Origin of the sequence: Frankia umida, assembly GCF_023242945.1 — a bacterium.
In the GTDB taxonomy this organism is placed as follows: Bacteria; Actinomycetota; Actinomycetes; order Frankiales; family Frankiaceae; genus Frankia; species Frankia umida.
The window spans coordinates 192283-207597 of the sequence record NZ_JALKFT010000005.1; the positions used below are offsets into that span (position 1 = coordinate 192283).

Below are 15315 nucleotides of genomic sequence, written 5' to 3' on the forward strand. Positions count from 1 at the left end.
GTGGTGGTCGGGCCACGGTTGTCCGATCACACGTTTGCGGGGTTTCGACTGGGGCGGTGTGGTTCCGTGGGACCGTGGCAGCCAATCCCCTTGCCGGCTGGTGGGGCAAGAACAAACGAACCGGGTACATCGTCGCGGCGGTCGTCGTCGTGCTCTGGGTCTTCATCCAGCATGACAGCGGTCCGAAGACCAAGCGGGACGCGATACCGAAGGGCTACGGTTCGTCCGGCCGGGAGCTGTATGTGCACGCTCCCGGCAGCCCCAAGAAGCCGATTCCGCTCGTGCTGATCCTTCACGACGACAACACCTCGGCCAAGACCTTCGACCATGACAGCAAGGCCGGCTCCGTGGCCAACGAGAAGACCTTCGCCGTCGCCTACCCCGAAGCCGTCGGCGGTACCTGGCGCATCGACAGCCCCGACGGCCCCGACGCCCGCTACATCCGGGACGTCATCGACTACGTGTCGACGAAGAAGAGCAAGATCGATCCGAATCGGATCTACATCTGGGGCGTCGGTGAAGGCGCCCGGCTGGCCCTCACCGCCGTCTGCTCGGCAGGCACCCCCGCCTTCGCCGTCGTGGGCGTCGTGGGCCAGTTCACCCAGGAGCCCCAGTCGCCCTGTGCCGGCCGCGTCCCCGTCGAACGCGTCGCTGAGACGGACTGGGACAAAAAAGTCAGCGAGACCCTCTGGAAGGCCTCCTCAGGCCACCGCCTGCCCGCCTGACCGGCCTTCCCGTCCCCGGCCTTCCCGTCCGGCCTGTCCGTCCGCCCCGTCAGACGTGGGCTGGCGGATGAAGAGAACTGTCGGACGAGGCCCGGCGCAGGGGAAAGGCCGGACGCGGGTCGGCGCAGGAGAGAAGGCCGGACGTGGGCCGGTGGGGATGGGAGGCCCGGGGGGCGCCCCCGGGGGGGGGGGGGGGGGGGGGGGGGGGGGGGGGGGGGGGCGGCCGCCGAGCGGCCCGGCCGCCCGTGGGGGGGCAGATCTGACGTCCGTCCGGCCGGAAGGAACAGACGGCTCCTGCCAGACAGGTGCGGGGCGACCGGTCGAGTGCGGCAGTGACTGGTCGGGGTACGGCTGGGGCCAGGTGCCAAGGGCATGGCGATGGCCGGCCGGGCGGGGAGGGGCGGTCGCATGGCCGGGGTCATCAGCGGCCAGGTTGGGGTGTGGCCGGGTCAGCGACGATGGTGACCCGGTAAGGGCAGCGTGCTGCTGCCGGACGACCGGTCGGGGGAGCATGCCCGACCAGGGCACTGGATGGTGCCGAACGTGTCCAGAAGTACGAAACGTGCCGACGCGTGGACGTGTACGGCTGCTACCTGACCGCGGCCGGAGGGGGGTGGTCGCGGGCGGCGTCAGTCGTCCAGGTCAGGGTCGTGTCCACGGCAGGCGCCGCGAGGTCCAGGAAAGGCTGCTGGCTACCCTCGGGACGTGCGGGAGGGTGGCCGCTGGGCCCGGCTCGGACGAAGCGGTGGCGAAGGTGTCGTCAGATCCGGCCCACGTAGTACGACGTGGTGTAGATCGACTGGAGCTTCACGACGTCGCCGGTGTGCGGGGCGACCCACATCTTGCCGTTGCCGGCGTAGATGCCGACGTGGTAGATGTTGCCGGGCGTACCCAGGAAGATCAGATCTCCGGGCTGCTTGTTGTACATGGAGATCCGGGTGGTGGCGGCGAACTGGGCGTCCGTCGTGCGCGGCAGGGTCTTGCCCAGCTGCCGGTAGACGTACTGGACGAGCCCGGAGCAGTCGAACGAGCTCGGGCCGTCGGCACCGTAGACGTAGGGCTTGCCGGCCTGCAGAGAGGCCAGGTAGACGGCCTTCTCACCGATGGAGTTCGCCGGGAGCGGGACGTCCACGTCGACGGAGACGTTGTCGATGATCGCACCGCGGGTGCGCGAGGCCGCCGCCGGGGCGGGCTGCGCGACCTGCAGGGTGGCGTCGTTCGACGAGTGCGCCGACTGGAGGGCGTCCGTCCCGTCGAAGATCGCGGTGACGTTCGTCGTGGTGAGCACCCGGGCCGTGTACGACGTGTAGCCCTGGTCGTTGGTGTACAGGTGCTTGAAGGTCGCCCAGCCGGTGGGCAGCTTGACCTGCACCTTGACGAGCTGGTTCGCCAGCGGCTCGTGGGTGGCCTCGTTGAACAGCGAGAAGCCGATGTCCACGGGCTCGTTCGGGGTGACCGTCACGTTCGGGTTGGTGACCCGCAGGCCGACCTGCACCTTGCCCGCCAGGGGCGGTGCGTCGACGGTCGTGGTGGTCAGGGTGGTGCCGACGGAACCGTCGGAGCTGATCGCCGCAGCGGCGATGCTGCCGCCGAGGGCGGCTCGCGAGCCGATCTGCGCGGCGAGAGTGACCGGGGCGGTGTTCGTCGACTCGTCGCGCGCCTGGTCGGCGTGGACGTCGGTGGCACAGCCAGCCAGGGCCACTCCGGAGACCGCTACGGTCCCGGTGGTCATCGCGGCGAAGGCACGCGCCCGGCCCCGACTACGGGTGACCGGCGTGGGGGACGGGGCACGGTGACGGCCGCGACCCGCGACGCGTGAATCTTCGTCGAGCTGCACGCTTTGTGCGGACAACGATGTATTCCTTCCCGTACGCCTGCGAAGTGAGCTGTCGGGTTCGGGCTGGGCTGCCCGGCCCGCGGCGTGACCTTCACGCTGCGGACTTCACCCCTAGGCCGGCACCGCGGTTCGGTGCTGGCCGGTGTGGAGGATGGGTCCCCCGCTCCTGCCCCAGATGACGACTCGGAGGGGACACCGGGGCCGGGGGCAGGATTCGGCGTTCGGCCCGGTGTTGTCGTTTCGTCGGCGTGAGACTAGTCCACTCGGATGGTGCGGGTAAACACTAGCTCCTCCCAACTACAGGCAGTGTGCACTGAAGTGCCCGCGCCCGGGCCACCACAAGTGCCGCCTGGCCGAGCCGATCAGGCTGTCCCAGCACGCGAAAACGCCTGGATGGGAGGTGGTCGCCAACCCCCGGATCGATGCCGTGACGTCGTGGAACCGGGTGTCCGCAGCCGGGTCGCCCCGATTGGACACCCACAGGTGGACACGGCCTCGGTCGCACCCGGTAACCGCGGAGCCGGGGCCGTGCAGCGGGCCGCCCGGGCCGTGGTTCATGCCCATCAGGCAGATCCGAGGGGTGCGTCAACGGGGGGTCCGGCCGCGGCGGGAGAGGAAGCCGGCGGTGTCGAGCATCTGGAGTTCGAGGGCGAGCAGCTGGACCTCGCCGGGCAACGAACGCTGGTGGGCAAGGGAGGCGACGGCGGCGCGGGCACGGTCGGCGAGCGCGTCCAGGGCGCGTTGGCGCTGGCGCATCCGGGCCCGCTCCTCCTGGATGGTGCGGACCGTCTCCTCCTGCCAGTCGCGCGTGCGGGCGAGGAACTCGCTGGCGTCCTTGGCCTGACGCTCGGCTTCCTCCAACCGGCTCAACAGGCCGTCGAGGACCTCCAGGCGGCCGACCAGCTCGACGATCAGATCACCGCGGTCGGGCATGGGGGTGGTCGCTCGCCGGGCGGGGTCAGACGAGGGCATGAGCTCCCCTGGGGGGTGGGGGATCGGGGGCTGTGCCGAGCCGCGGAGACGAGGCCCGGTCGCTCCGACACGGATGGTTACGGTAGCCGACGGCGACGACCGAATGTAACCCATCGTACGGATACGTCGGCACTGTCAACTGATAGTAAAAATGAACCATGGACCACCGGCTGGCTGCGTGTTTTGCGGCGTACCGGCGGTTTGGGCGCTATTTGTATGGGCATGCGCTGCGGGGCACCGGTTCCCGGCCGGCGTCAATGACGCAGGTCACTTTCGGGCCGGCTAAAGCCAGCCGTTACGTTTGAACGCCCGGTACAGCAGCAGACAGGCGACCACCATCACGCTCAGGACCGCGGGATAACCCCAGGTCTGGCGCAGCTCGGGCATGTGCTCGAAGTTCATTCCGTAGATTCCGGCGAGCGCGGTCGGAACGGCGGCGATCGCCACCCAGGCGCTGATCCGCCGCATGTCCTCGTTCTGCGCGATGGTCAGCTGGGTAAGTGTGGCCTGGAGCACCGAGGAGAGCAGTTCGTCAAAGTGCGAGATCCGCTCGCTGACCTGCTCGAGATGGTCGGCGACGTCGCGGAAGTAGCGGCGCATCGCGACGTCCACCATTCGTGGCCGGTCCAGGATGAGGCTGCGCAGCGGTCCGGTCAGCGGCTGGACGGCGTGCTTGAGCTCGAGCAGCTCCCGCTTCATCTGGTAGGCGGACTCGGTGGACGGGGTGTGTTCGCGGCGGAACACCCCGGCCTCGATCTGGTCGACATCCACCTGGATCTTCTCGACGGTGTCCACGTAGTCATCGACGATGCTGTCGCAGATCGCGTGCAGGACGGCGGTCGGGCCGTGGCGCAGCATCTCCGGGGCGGCCTCAAGCCGACGGCGCAGCTTCGACATCTCACCGTGCTGCCCGTGGCGCACCGTGACGACGAAGTCCTCCCCCAGAAAGATCATGATCTCGCCGGTGGTGACCACCTCCGAGGTGCCGGTCACCTCGGTGTGCGCGACGTAGGTCGTGGTCTTGAGCACCATGAACAGGTGGTTCTCGTACTGCTCGAGCTTGGGTCGCTGCCCGCCGGTGACGGCGTCCTCGACGGCGAGCTTGTCCAGTCCGTACTCCTGCGCGACCTCGGCGAGCTGCTCGTAGGTCGGTTCGAACAGGCCCAGCCAGGCGAACCCGTCCCGTTCGTCGCGTGCGAGCCGGAGCGCGTCGGCGGTGTTGACGTCCATCGTCACCCGCTTGCCGTGGCTGTAGACCCCGCAGGCCATCACCCGTCCGTCCGGCGTGGACTGCCGGATGATCGCGCGGGCCCGGCGCCGCTTGCGGCCGACCCGCACCAGCGAGACCGCCGGTCGGCTGAGCGCGCCGGCCAGCCGGTGGGCGTTCGCCGAGGCGTGCTCCAACGCGTCCAGCACCGGATGCTCACCCTGCGACCCCGACTGGTCGAGCGCACCGGACGGGTCGGCCGGGCCGAAGCGGTCGGAGCGGTCGGAGCGGTCGGAGTCGTCCGATCCGCCGCCGTGCGGTGTCGAGAAGTGAGGTTGTCCGGTGGTGTTCGCCGTACTGGAGATGTCCACACCGTTGTTGTCCGCGGCGTCGCCTTGTGTCATCGCTTCGTCGCCCCCTTCCAGGCCATCGGCGTACCGTTGGCGGTTCTGACGTACCGGTTGCCATCGTGACAAGGCGGCCGGGACTGCCGGGCAGGGTCCCGGTCGGGTAAGAGGATCCGTCCTCGGTTTTCCGCGCGGATGCGCGGGTGTGCCGTGGGATGGCGAGCGTGATGGCGAAGGTGACGCGCACACTGCCGTGGCGGCCCACGGGCGGCCCGGCGCCAGCCACGGAGGTACGGGTGACCGAGATCGAGGTACGCAGGCTGCGGGTGTTCGCCGATGAGACCGGCGCGGCGGGCAGCCTGCTCGCGGTGGTGCTCGACGCCGCCAAACTACTGCCCGACCAGCGGGAACGGGCTCAGATCGCACGGCGGCTCGGTGTGCCCGCGACCGTCTTCGTCGACGACCTGGAGCAGGCGGAACTCGCCGTGCACACCCCTGACCGGCAGGTGCCGACCGCGGGGGACGCCCTTGTCGGCGCCGCGTGGCTGATCGCCCGGCTGCTGGGCGGGCATCCGGCGGTCCTGCGCCTGGCCGGTGGGGACGCGGTGAGCTGGCAGGACCAGGGCCGGGTGTGGACCCGGACGGCGCTCACCGGTGTCACCGGCTGGACGCACCGCCAGGTGGGCAGCCCCGCCGAGGTCGAGCAGCTGACACTGCCACGCCCCGAACAGGACGATCTCGTGCAGGTCTGGGCCTGGCTGGACGAACAGGCCGGCGTCGTGCGGGCGCGTGCGTTCGGGGAGCGCCACGGTGTCGCCGAGGACGAGGCGTGTGGGTCGGCGTCCATGCTGCTCGCCGCGCGGCTCGAGCGCCGGCTGACGATCCGCCACGGCATCGGCTCGATCGTGCTGGCCGGGCCCGGCCCGGAGGGCTTCGCCGACATCGGCGGCCTTGTCGTCGAGGACGAGACCCTCCACATCGACCATCTCGACGACTTCCTCGCCGACTGAGCCCCACCCGCCAGCGGCGCCTCTCCTCTCCTGCCCGCGCGGACGGCTACTCCCCGCGCGGACGGCTACTCCCCGCGCGGACGGCTACCCGCTCGTCAGAGTGGCGGTTCGGCGGGTGAGCGCAGCATGCGCGTCCACGCGCCTTCGGTGATCTCGCCGCGGGCGTCGATGATGGCCCAGTCGACGATGTCGACGCTGTGGATGCGCAGCGGCAGGCCCATCCGGACGTGGGTGAGCGAGGGGTGCGCGCCGTCGCTGAGGCTGCGCCCGTGCAGCAGCGCCGGATGCGGCCAGCCGGACACGCGTGCCCAGGGCCACTCGACGGTGTCGGCCACCGCGATCTGATGGCGCACGAGCAGACTGCCCAGCGGGGGCAGCGCATGGTTGAGGTAACGCCGCCGGGCGTCGGTCAGGCGTGAGCGGGCGGCGAAGACCGCCTGCTCCCGGACCAGCCGCGACTGCTCTCGCACCGGCTGGTCGGGTGTGGGCTGGTTCTGGATCAGGGGGACATTCCTGACGGCCATGGCGGCCACAGTAGTGGAAATCTTTCTCAGGGTACACATATGCACCTCGAGTTCGGCACGCGTTCTTCGGTGCCCGCTTACTTTGTGTAGACATTTTCCAGATGCGGTCGTCGTGAGCAGGGCGTATCTTCGACGTATTGACAGTGATCCGCTACTCCATTCGTCCGTTCGACGAGGTGATCATGGCTGAGGCGTTGGCGACCCTGGTGGATTCGGCGCATGCGGATGCCTTCCACCTGATCGAACTGGCCGGTGGCTCGCCCGAGGTCGATCCAGGGGGCGCGGCCGATCCGGGGGGCGCGAACGCCACGCCCAGCGATCCGCGGCAGGTGCTGCGGGCCAACGACGTCGCCGTCGCGGCGATCTCCGCGCATCTGAGCGCGATGGAGGCCGTCGTCTACCCGATGTGCGCGCGCAACGTGCCCGGCGGGCGAGCGCGGGTGGCGGAGCTGCGCCGGTTGGCGCGGCGCGGCTCCTCGGTGATGCGCGGCATCGAGCAGTACGTGCAGGGCGATCTCAACCGTCCGGCGGCCAGCGTCACGAGCCTGCGCCGGGACCTCGCGGTCCTGCTCACCGAGCATGCCCAGACCGAGAACGCGCTGCTGCACGAGCTCGACCGGACGCTGTCCGACAGCGAGCGCACCCGCCTGCGGGAGCGGTTCTCCGCCGCGATGCGCCACGCCCCGAGCCGGCCGCATCCGCATCTCGGGCACGGCGGCCCGTTCGGCGGAAGCGCCACCGTCCGGCTGCTTGGCACCATCGATCATCTGCTGGATGTGATGGATGCCCGTGAGGTGGCCGGCGCCCCCGTTCGTGCTCCGGCGCCCGCCGGTCTCTGGGGCTGGTACCTGCTGGGCCGCCCGACCGCACCGGCCCCGGAGTGGCCCGCCGAGACCCTCACCGTCACCACCACCGATCCCACGGCCGGTGCCGCGGGACCCGCGGCCAGGCCGGCCGGCGGATCGCCCGCGGACGGCGCCACCGCCGCAGCCGGTGAGCGGGCACGATCGGTGGGTGGCGGATAGTCGATCGGGGGGTGGTGACCCTGACCGTATGGTGAAATGTTACTGACCTTGGTCGGGTAATGACCGCGACGACAAGCCCGTTCGGTGTTCCCTGCCCCGCGTCTGCCACTCGACATGCCATGCTTCGGGTCCAGGTTGGGCCGATATGGCCTGCACGTCGTGCACTGCCGAGGAGATGTGTCCGGAACCGAGAGCGCCGTCGCCCCGGCGCCCGCGACGCCAGCGGACGTGATCTGGCCGATCCTGCTGGTCGAGGATGATGACGGGGATGCCTTCCTCGTCTCCGAGCTGTTGGAGGAGGTGTCCGCCCCGGTCTCCGTCACCCGGGTGCGCACCGTCGCCGAGGCGCTGGTCGGCAGCGCCGGCGCCGCCTGCATCCTGTTGGATCTCGGCCTGCCCGACAGCGAGGGTCTGTCCGCGCTGCGGCGGCTGCTCGAGGTCGAGTCCGGTGCGCCGGTCGTCGTGCTCACCGGTCTGGTCGACGAGTACCGCGGCGAGCAGGCCGTCGCCGCGGGCGCGCAGGACTACCTGGTCAAGGGCCAGGTGGACGGGCGCGACCTGGTCCGCGCGGTGCGTTACGCGATCGAGCGGACCAGGGCCGACACGGCCGCCCAGGCGCTGCGTGAGTCCGAGTTGCAGGCCGCGGAGCGGTCCCGGCTCGAACGCGGCCTGCTCCCGCGCCCCCTCTACGACGACCTGCGGCTGCGCCACGACACCCGCTATCGCCCCGGTCGGCGCCAGTCGCTGCTCGGCGGGGACTTCTACGACATGGTGGCGACGCCCGACGGTGTCCTGCACGTCCTGCTCGGCGATGTCTGCGGGCACGGCCCGGACGAGGCGGCCCTCGGGGTGAGCCTGCGTATCGCGTGGCGAACACTTGTGCTCGCCGGTGTGCGGGAGGCCGACCGGTTGGGGTATCTCCAGCGGGTGCTGGTCAGCGAACGAGATCATGATGAGATTTTCGCGACGGTCTGTGAGCTCTCCATCGCCGCGGATCGTGAGTACGCCCGGATGCGCCTGGCCGGGCATCCGCCCCCGGCGATTCTGTATCCGCGGCTCGCGGCCCTGCCCGGTGATGTCGTCAGCCCCGCCCTCGGCATCCTCGACGAGGACCTGACCCAGGAGGTGCGGGTCGAGCTCGGCCCGCGCTGGGCGCTGCTGCTGGCCACCGACGGCCTGCTGGAGGGTCGTGACGGCCCCGGTGGCGAACCCCTGGGGTGGGAGGGGGTTCTCCCCGAGCTCGCGAAGCTGTGGCCGCCTCAGGGCCCCGACCGCCTGCTCGACAGTCTCATCGACCGGATCGAGGCCCGCAACGGCGGCCCGCTCACCGACGACGTCGCCCTGCTCCTGCTGATGCGGGGCGACGACTGATGCCCGCCGCCGCGGCACCCAGCGCGCCGACGGATGGCGCGCCGACGGCTGGTGCCCCGGCCGCCGGTGGCCCGGCCGGGGATGGTGCGACCGGGGGTGGTTCGTCCGGGCTGGGTAGGTGGCGACTGCGGCGGCGACTGGGAGTCACCTATGTGATCGCGGCGGTGGTGCTGCTGGTCGTGGTGGGTGTGGTCGCGTCGTCGCTGGTGCGGCTCACCGATGCCATCCACACCCGCAGCGACGTGATGGCGCCGGCGTTGCTGGCGTCCAACCGGCTCGTCGCCAGCGTGGTGGACCAGGAGACCGGCCTGCGCGGCTACCTGCTGCAGGGCACCGAGGACTACCTCTCTCCCTACAACGCCGGACGGACCGAGGAACGCCGTGATCTCGCCGAGCTGCGTGGGGTGCTGGCCGGCCGGCCCGACCTGCTGGCCGGTGTCACGGCGTTGGACGCGCGCATCCGTGCCTGGCACACCGCGTACGCCGACCCGGCGATCGCCGCGGTGCGCGCCCAGGGCGTCTCGGCAGCCCGTCAGGTGCCGCTGGCCCCCGGCAAGGTCCTGTTCGACGCGGTCCGCGGCAGCGCCAACGCGCTCAACGCGGTGTTGCTCGAACACGCCAGCGAGGCCCGCTCGGATGTCCGGAGCGCGCTGAACTTCCTGGTGATAGCGCTGTTGATCGGTGCCGCGGCGCTGGTGGCCCTGTTCGCCGCGATCTACTGGGCGCTGCGCGTCTGGGTCACCCGTCCGATCGAACAGGTCGGTGGGGACGCCCGCACCGTCGCCACCGGCAGCCTCGACCATGTGGTCGAACCCACCGGTCCGCCGGAGATCGTCACGCTCGCGTCCGCCGTCGAGCTGATGCGCCAGCAGCTCATCGGTGAGCTCGGCGTCGCCCGGGCGGCCCGCGGCGAGGTCGAGGCGCAGGCCGAGGTGCTGCGCCGCTCCAACCGCGACCTCGAGCAGTTCGCCTACGTCGCCTCGCACGACCTGCAGGAGCCCCTGCGCAAGGTCGCGAGCTTCTGCCAGCTGCTCGAACGCCGCTACGGCGACAAGCTCGACGACCGCGGCGTCCAGTACATCGCCTTCGCCGTCGACGGCGCCAAGCGGATGCAACAGCTGATCAACGACCTGCTTGCCTTCTCCCGGGTCGGACGGACCACCGAGAGCTTCGTCGACATCCCCCTCGGCGAGCTGCTCACCCGTGCCACCACGACCCTGTCGCTGACGATCGAAAGCCTCGACGCCGAGGTCAGCGCGGACGAACTGCCGATCGTGCGCGGCGACCCGATGCTGCTCACCCAGCTGCTGACCAACCTGATCGGCAACGCCCTGAAGTTCCACGGGGAGGATCCGCCGCGGGTGCACATCGGTGTGGTCGAACACGCCGATGCCTTCGAGTTCTCCTGTGCCGACAACGGCATCGGCATCGAAACCGAGTACGCCGAGAAGATCTTCGTCATCTTCCAGCGTCTGCACAGCCGGGAGGTGTTCGCCGGGACCGGTATCGGTCTCGCCCTGTGCCGTAAGATCATCGAGTTCCATGGTGGCCTGATCTGGCTCGACACCGAGGCCCGCCCCGGCACCACCTTCCGCTTCACCCTCCCGCGCCGCACCGCCGCCGCCCCCGCTGCCGCCGCCGCTGCCGCCGCCGCTGCCGCGGCCTCCGTGCCCGCCGCCTCCGTGCCTGGCGCCGACTCCCCGGCGCCATCTCCCGTTGTATCCGTCGGCCCTGTGTCTGCCGGCGCTGTCGATCTCGTCCGCGCCGCCAAGGCCGCCCGACCGTCCGGAGAACAACGTGAGTGAACAGCTCGTCCCTGTCGAGGTCCTGCTCGTCGAGGACGACCCCGGGGACGTCCTCATGACCCGTGAGGCGTTCGCGGACCACAAACTGCGCAACCATCTCAACGTCGTCAGCGACGGCGTCGAGGCGCTCGCCTACCTGCGGGGCGAGGGCGAGTATGCCGGCGCCCCCCGGCCCGACCTGATCCTGCTCGACCTCAACCTGCCCCGCCGTGACGGACGGGAGGTCCTGCGCGAGGTCAAGGCCGATGAGCGCCTGCGACGCATCCCGATCGTCGTGCTCACCACGTCCGAGGCCGAGGAGGACGTGCTGCGCAGCTACGACCTGCACGCCAACGCCTACATCACCAAGCCGGTCGACTTCGACCGTTTCGTCGCGGTCGTCCGCCATATCGACGACTTCTTCGTCACCGTCGCCCGCCTCCCCGGCCAGTGACCCGGCGCCAGTGACCTTCCTCTGCCCGATGCGGTAGCTGGCGGTCGGCGTTGCCGCGCGGACGGGCCGAGGTCGCCTACAGTGCGAACATGGCCACCGGACCACGACCCGCCCGCGTGCAGCGCCAGGCCCTGGCCGATCTGCTCGGCGAGTACGGCCCGGCCCATCCCACGCTGTGTACGGGCTGGACGAACCACGACCTGGCAGCCCATCTGGTCACCCGGGAGCGGTCACCGTGGGCCGCTCCCGGCCTGGTGATCGGCCGCCTGCACGGCATCACCGAACGAGCAGAGCGCGCCACCATGCGCGCCCATCCGTATCCGGACCTGATCGAGATCTTCCGCGCCGGCCCGCCCCGCTGGCATCCGACCCGCTTCGGCCCGCTCGACGACGCCACCAACCTCGTCGAGTTCTTCATCCACGCCGAGGACATCCGCCGTTCCACCGCGGTCCCGACCGCACGCTCCACCATCGGCGCCGGCGCACGCTCCGCCGTCGGTTCCGCCGTGGGCTCCGGTGCAGGCTCCGGTTCGGGTTCCGGTTCGGGTTCCGGCGCGGGTCCGGGCGCCGATCCCAGCGCGGGATCCACAGACGGCTCCAGCGTCGGCTCCAACCTCGGCTTCGGGTTCGGCCTGGACATCGACATCGCCTGGAAGCCCCGCGATCTCGACGTGGCCAGCCGCGGCATGATGTGGAACGCCCTGCGCCTGGCCGGACTGGTCGGTTTCCGCCGGGCCGGCATCGGCGTGGTCGCCGAACGCACCGACCGCCCTGGCCGGCTCACACTGCGCGGCGGCGATCCCGTGGTCGAGATAGTCGGCCTCCCCGAGGAGATCCTCCTGTTCGCGTTCGGCCGTGGCCGGATCGCCCAGGTGGACCTGCGCGGCACCGCCGCCGACATCGACCACCTGCGCCACGCCCCCATCGGGCTCTGAGTCGTCCGACCCCCACCGATCCCCGCCGCGGCGCGGGCGGCGAGCCGCGTGGCCGGGCGGACATCGGGCATTCGGCGCAATTCGCCGGCACTGATGGGCGAGGGCTGCGAGGCTGGGAGCATGGTGGCGAAGCCCCGGCGGGCCGCGCGTGTGCTGCTGGTCGATCCGACGGACGCGGTGCTGCTGATCCGCTCCCATGATCCGAGCCTGGACGCGGCGCCGTCCTGGTGGCATGTGCCGGGCGGGGGGCTTGATCCGGGCGAGACGCCGGAGCAGGCGGCGGTCCGGGAGATCTTCGAGGAGGTCGGCTACCGGTTGGCCGACACGGGCCAGCCGGTCGCGACCCGCCGGACGTCCTTCACCTACCTGGGTCGGGACTATCGCCAGGCCGAGACGTTCTACGCCGTCCGCGTGCCGCATCGACCGGAGCCGGACGCCTCGCGGTGGACGGAGACGGAGCGCCGGTCGATTCTCGGCTGGTCCTGGTGGACGGCGGCCGAACTGCGCGTGACCGGCGACACGGTCTACCCGACCGGTCTGGTGCGCCTGCTCGACAGCTGGCTTTCGGGAGGCCCACCGAGCACCCCCCTACGCCTGTGACCGACCTTCAGGCGACTACCACAGGGAGGCGTAGGTGGCGGCGCCGTTCGGGTTCTCGTTGGGGTTCAGCAGGGACGAGTGGACGTTGCCCGGCGCGGAGTCGTTGAAGTACGCCTCGTAGGCGAGGATGTCCTTGTTCGCCTTGAACGTGTTGTACATGTTGCGGATGTAGACGGGGTTGTCGCCGCCGGCCTTCCCCGCCCGTCCGGCACCGGTGTCGGACTTGCCGACCAGGCCCCATTCGGGCACCGAGAACTGTTTGCCGTGCTGGCGGGCGAAGGCGATCGCCGAGCACAGGCCGGTGGCCTCGGCGCACTGGGTGGCGAAGGTGGCGTCGCTGGTGCTCGCCGGCCAGTGGTCGTAGGTGTCCACACCGATGATGTCGACGTAGGCGTCACCCGGGTAGACCGACCAGGCTCCACCGCTGTGTGCGTTCAGGGCCCAGTCGATGCGGGCCTGCGGGTCGGTCGAGCGGATGGCGCTGACGACCTGCCGGAAGCAGTTGACCCAGGTGGTGGCGTTCGTCTTCGACACCGACCAGGGGAACCAGTCGCCGTTGAACTCCCAGGCGAGGCGGACGATGCTGGCGGGCCGCCCCTTGGCGACGAGCCAGCGGCCGAAGCTCGCCCACTGGCTGCTGTAGGCACCGTTCGCGCAGGAGTTCATGTCACCCTGCCCGTTCGGGAAGAACGGCTGCGAGATCACCCAGGTGCCGGCGAAGGTCGAAAGCTTCTCCGGGCCCGAACCCAGCCACGGGTTCGTGATCGTCTGCCAGCTGGACCGGTCGCTGAAGGCGACCACGGCGGTGACCGGGGAGCCGCGGAAGGCCGCCCACGCGTTCACCTGTGTCAGGGAGCCGGCGGCCAACCCGCTCATCCCACCGGGAACGGCGCCGCCACCGGACACGGCCGGCGGGGCCACCACGGGTGCGGCGGGTGCCCGCGTGGGGGTGGTGGTGCGCGGCGCGGTGGTCGTGGTCGTCCGGGAGCCCGACGCGGTACCGGAGGATGTACCGGACGTACCGGTTGCCCCGGACTTGCCGGTGCCGGTGCCGCCCGCGGCCGGGCTGGGGGCGGGCGAGGTGGTGCCGCGCGCGGTGGCGCTGGCCGAGGGGGTCGGGCTGGCGGAAGGCCGACCACGATGCTGGTTCGGGTGCGCGGCCGCCGCCTCGATGGTGGACGCGCCGTCAGTGCTGTCGCCCGTGGGGGCGAGGTTCCAGCCGATCGCCGCGGCCAGGATGGCCAGCACGCCAAGCGAGGCGAGCCAGACCGGATGGCGGGAGTGCCGCCGTCGACGCCGTGAGCCAGCGCGGGCCTTCGGCGGACCGGACGTGCCCTCCGATCGGTGCTTCACCGCGGTATCCCTCCGTGCGTGGCGTGTCGGCGTCAGAACCCCCCCGGGTCCCGGCTTCGCGAGCGAAGCGGATGACCTCCATGTCGCGCAGCGGCCAGAGATGTCGATGTGGGGTGCGGCCGGGGTACCCCCTCGGTGCCCCAGTGGTCGATCTGGTCAGGTATGACCGGACACTACACGGACGAAATTTTTGGGGACGTCCCAGGTAGCGCAGTATGTCTTAGATGTCCGTAGGATGACCGCCTGAGCGATGTGTGTCCCTTGTTCTTCGGGTGAGATTCGCGGTCTGAGTGCCGAATCGGGGGTCTCCGGGGGCCCTCGCGAAGGTGGCCGGCCAGCCGGCCGCGAGGGTCGCCGATGCCACGACCGGCGGGACGGCACACGGAGGTCAACAAGGTCCCGTTGTGCCACAATGTGCTCGCGCGCATGTGCCCACGAGCGAGCGGTCGCCGTGGTTGGGGTCGTCCGCTCACCCACGACTTTTCCAGACGCCAGGAGCACACCGAATGTCCCAGCCACCCGAGTACCCGTCGGGCACGGATCCCCAGGGCGGCTACCAGCCGGGGCAGGGCGGCTACGACCAGGGGCAGGGCCAGCCCGACTGGAACCAGCCCGGCCAGGGCCACCCCAACTCCGGTTACGAGCAGGGTGGATACGGCCAGGGTGGCTACGTTCAGCCCGGAACCGGCTATGGCCAGCCCGGTTACGGCCAGCCCGGTTACGGCCAGCCCGGTTACCAGCAGGGGCAGGACGCGCAGGGCTACGGGCAGCCCGCCGGCGGCTATGGTCCGCCACCGGGCGGCTACGGCGCGCCCCAGGGCTACGGGGCGCCGCAGGGTTACGGAGCTCCCGGTGGGTTCGGCCCGCCGCCGCCCTACGGCCAGCCCGTCCCGAACTATCTGTGGCAGTCGATCGTGGTGACGCTGCTGTGCTGTCTGCCAGCCGGCGTGGTCGCGATCCTCTACGCGACCAAGGTCGATCCGCGCCGGCAGATCGGTGACATCGACGGTGCCCGCAACGCGTCCAGCAAGGCGCGGATGTGGTGCGTCATCTCGCTGCTGCTGGCCATCGTGCCGCTGGCCATCGTCCTGATCCTGGGGTTCTCCGGCGCGTTCGACGACGACTCGAGTGGCGGATTCTCCACCCTCGGCCCGCTGACGACCTGAGCGTC

The 15315-nt window shown here is 70.8% G+C and carries 14 protein-coding genes and 1 riboswitch; of the genes, 9 read left to right on the plus strand and 5 right to left on the minus strand.

Annotated elements, in window-relative coordinates:
• Positions 1-74: 74 nt before the first annotated feature.
• Positions 75-725, plus strand: a complete 651-nt coding sequence (locus MXD59_RS07300) for a PHB depolymerase family esterase (RefSeq protein WP_248824001.1) — start codon at positions 75-77, stop codon at positions 723-725.
• 760 nt (positions 726-1485) lie between these two features.
• Here the strand turns inward: MXD59_RS07300 and MXD59_RS07305 are convergent.
• From MXD59_RS07305 to corA, 3 genes are all read right to left on the minus strand, one after another.
• Positions 1486-2457: a C40 family peptidase gene (locus MXD59_RS07305; RefSeq protein ID WP_248824002.1), complete on the minus strand. Its 972-nt coding sequence runs from the start codon at positions 2455-2457 to the stop codon at positions 1486-1488.
• Between the two features lie 125 nt (positions 2458-2582).
• Positions 2583-2761: riboswitch (cyclic di-AMP (ydaO/yuaA leader) on the minus strand.
• Positions 2762-3147: 386 nt separating this feature from the next.
• Positions 3148-3534 (minus strand): hypothetical protein, encoded by a 387-nt coding sequence (locus tag MXD59_RS07310; RefSeq protein WP_163548335.1) that lies wholly within the window; start codon positions 3532-3534, stop codon positions 3148-3150.
• A gap of 282 nt (positions 3535-3816) precedes the next feature.
• Complete coding sequence (corA, locus tag MXD59_RS07315) at positions 3817-5145, minus strand: magnesium/cobalt transporter CorA (RefSeq protein ID WP_248824003.1); 1329 nt, start codon at positions 5143-5145, stop codon at positions 3817-3819.
• Between the two features lie 170 nt (positions 5146-5315).
• Between corA and MXD59_RS07320 the strand changes: the two genes are divergently transcribed.
• Positions 5316-6098 carry a PhzF family phenazine biosynthesis protein gene (locus MXD59_RS07320; RefSeq protein WP_248824004.1) on the plus strand — a complete coding sequence of 261 codons (783 nt, stop codon included), beginning with the start codon at positions 5316-5318 and terminating at the stop codon, positions 6096-6098.
• A gap of 95 nt (positions 6099-6193) precedes the next feature.
• On the opposite strand, the gene MXD59_RS07325 is transcribed toward MXD59_RS07320, so the two are convergent.
• Positions 6194-6622, minus strand: coding sequence for a hypothetical protein (locus MXD59_RS07325; protein WP_248824005.1), 429 nt, complete (start codon positions 6620-6622; stop codon positions 6194-6196).
• A gap of 182 nt (positions 6623-6804) precedes the next feature.
• Here MXD59_RS07325 and MXD59_RS07330 point away from each other — a divergent pair, with 182 nt between their 5' ends.
• The 6 genes from MXD59_RS07330 (at position 6805) to MXD59_RS07355 (ending at position 12791) form a co-directional block, all read left to right on the plus strand.
• Positions 6805-7647 carry a hemerythrin domain-containing protein gene (locus tag MXD59_RS07330; RefSeq protein ID WP_248824006.1) on the plus strand — a complete coding sequence of 281 codons (843 nt, stop codon included), beginning with the start codon at positions 6805-6807 and terminating at the stop codon, positions 7645-7647.
• 177 nt (positions 7648-7824) lie between these two features.
• Positions 7825-9018, plus strand: coding sequence for a PP2C family protein-serine/threonine phosphatase (locus MXD59_RS07335; protein WP_248824007.1), 1194 nt, complete (start codon positions 7825-7827; stop codon positions 9016-9018).
• A complete protein-coding gene (locus MXD59_RS07340; RefSeq protein ID WP_248824008.1) occupies positions 9018-10823 on the plus strand; it encodes a sensor histidine kinase in 1806 nt (601 codons plus the stop codon). The genes MXD59_RS07335 and MXD59_RS07340 overlap by 1 nt, the downstream gene beginning before the upstream one ends.
• Complete coding sequence (locus MXD59_RS07345; RefSeq protein WP_248824009.1) at positions 10816-11256, plus strand: response regulator; 441 nt, start codon at positions 10816-10818, stop codon at positions 11254-11256. Before MXD59_RS07340 ends, MXD59_RS07345 begins: the two co-directional genes overlap by 8 nt.
• A gap of 89 nt (positions 11257-11345) precedes the next feature.
• Entirely contained in the window at positions 11346-12191 is an 846-nt protein-coding gene (locus MXD59_RS07350) for a TIGR03085 family metal-binding protein (RefSeq protein ID WP_248824010.1), read from the plus strand.
• 120 nt (positions 12192-12311) lie between these two features.
• Positions 12312-12791 carry an NUDIX hydrolase gene (locus MXD59_RS07355; RefSeq protein ID WP_248824011.1) on the plus strand — a complete coding sequence of 160 codons (480 nt, stop codon included), beginning with the start codon at positions 12312-12314 and terminating at the stop codon, positions 12789-12791.
• Positions 12792-12806: 15 nt separating this feature from the next.
• On the opposite strand, the gene MXD59_RS07360 is transcribed toward MXD59_RS07355, so the two are convergent.
• On the minus strand, positions 12807-14144 hold the full coding sequence (locus MXD59_RS07360; protein ID WP_248824012.1) for a glycoside hydrolase family 26 protein: 1338 nt from the start codon (positions 14142-14144) through the stop codon (positions 12807-12809).
• A gap of 506 nt (positions 14145-14650) precedes the next feature.
• Between MXD59_RS07360 and MXD59_RS07365 the strand changes: the two genes are divergently transcribed.
• Positions 14651-15310, plus strand: coding sequence for a CD225/dispanin family protein (locus tag MXD59_RS07365; RefSeq protein ID WP_248824013.1), 660 nt, complete (start codon positions 14651-14653; stop codon positions 15308-15310).
• The last annotated feature ends 5 nt before the right edge of the window (positions 15311-15315 follow it).

Excerpts from the sequence above, each read along its gene's own strand:
- MXD59_RS07355 (WP_248824011.1), top strand. The coding sequence starts at position 12,312 with ATGGTGGCGAAGCCCCGGCGGGCCGCGCGTGTGCTGCTGGTCGATCCG.
- MXD59_RS07340 (WP_248824008.1), top strand. The coding sequence starts at position 9,018 with ATGCCCGCCGCCGCGGCACCCAGCGCGCCGACGGATGGCGCGCCGACG.
- MXD59_RS07365 (WP_248824013.1), top strand. The coding sequence starts at position 14,651 with ATGTCCCAGCCACCCGAGTACCCGTCGGGCACGGATCCCCAGGGCGGC.
- corA (WP_248824003.1), bottom strand. The coding sequence starts at position 5,145 with ATGACACAAGGCGACGCCGCGGACAACAACGGTGTGGACATCTCCAGT.
- MXD59_RS07330 (WP_248824006.1), top strand. The coding sequence starts at position 6,805 with ATGGCTGAGGCGTTGGCGACCCTGGTGGATTCGGCGCATGCGGATGCC.
- MXD59_RS07325 (WP_248824005.1), bottom strand. The coding sequence starts at position 6,622 with ATGGCCGTCAGGAATGTCCCCCTGATCCAGAACCAGCCCACACCCGAC.
- MXD59_RS07310 (WP_163548335.1), bottom strand. The coding sequence starts at position 3,534 with ATGCCCTCGTCTGACCCCGCCCGGCGAGCGACCACCCCCATGCCCGAC.
- MXD59_RS07320 (WP_248824004.1), top strand. The coding sequence starts at position 5,316 with ATGGCGAAGGTGACGCGCACACTGCCGTGGCGGCCCACGGGCGGCCCG.
- MXD59_RS07305 (WP_248824002.1), bottom strand. The coding sequence starts at position 2,457 with ATGACCACCGGGACCGTAGCGGTCTCCGGAGTGGCCCTGGCTGGCTGT.
- MXD59_RS07350 (WP_248824010.1), top strand. The coding sequence starts at position 11,346 with ATGGCCACCGGACCACGACCCGCCCGCGTGCAGCGCCAGGCCCTGGCC.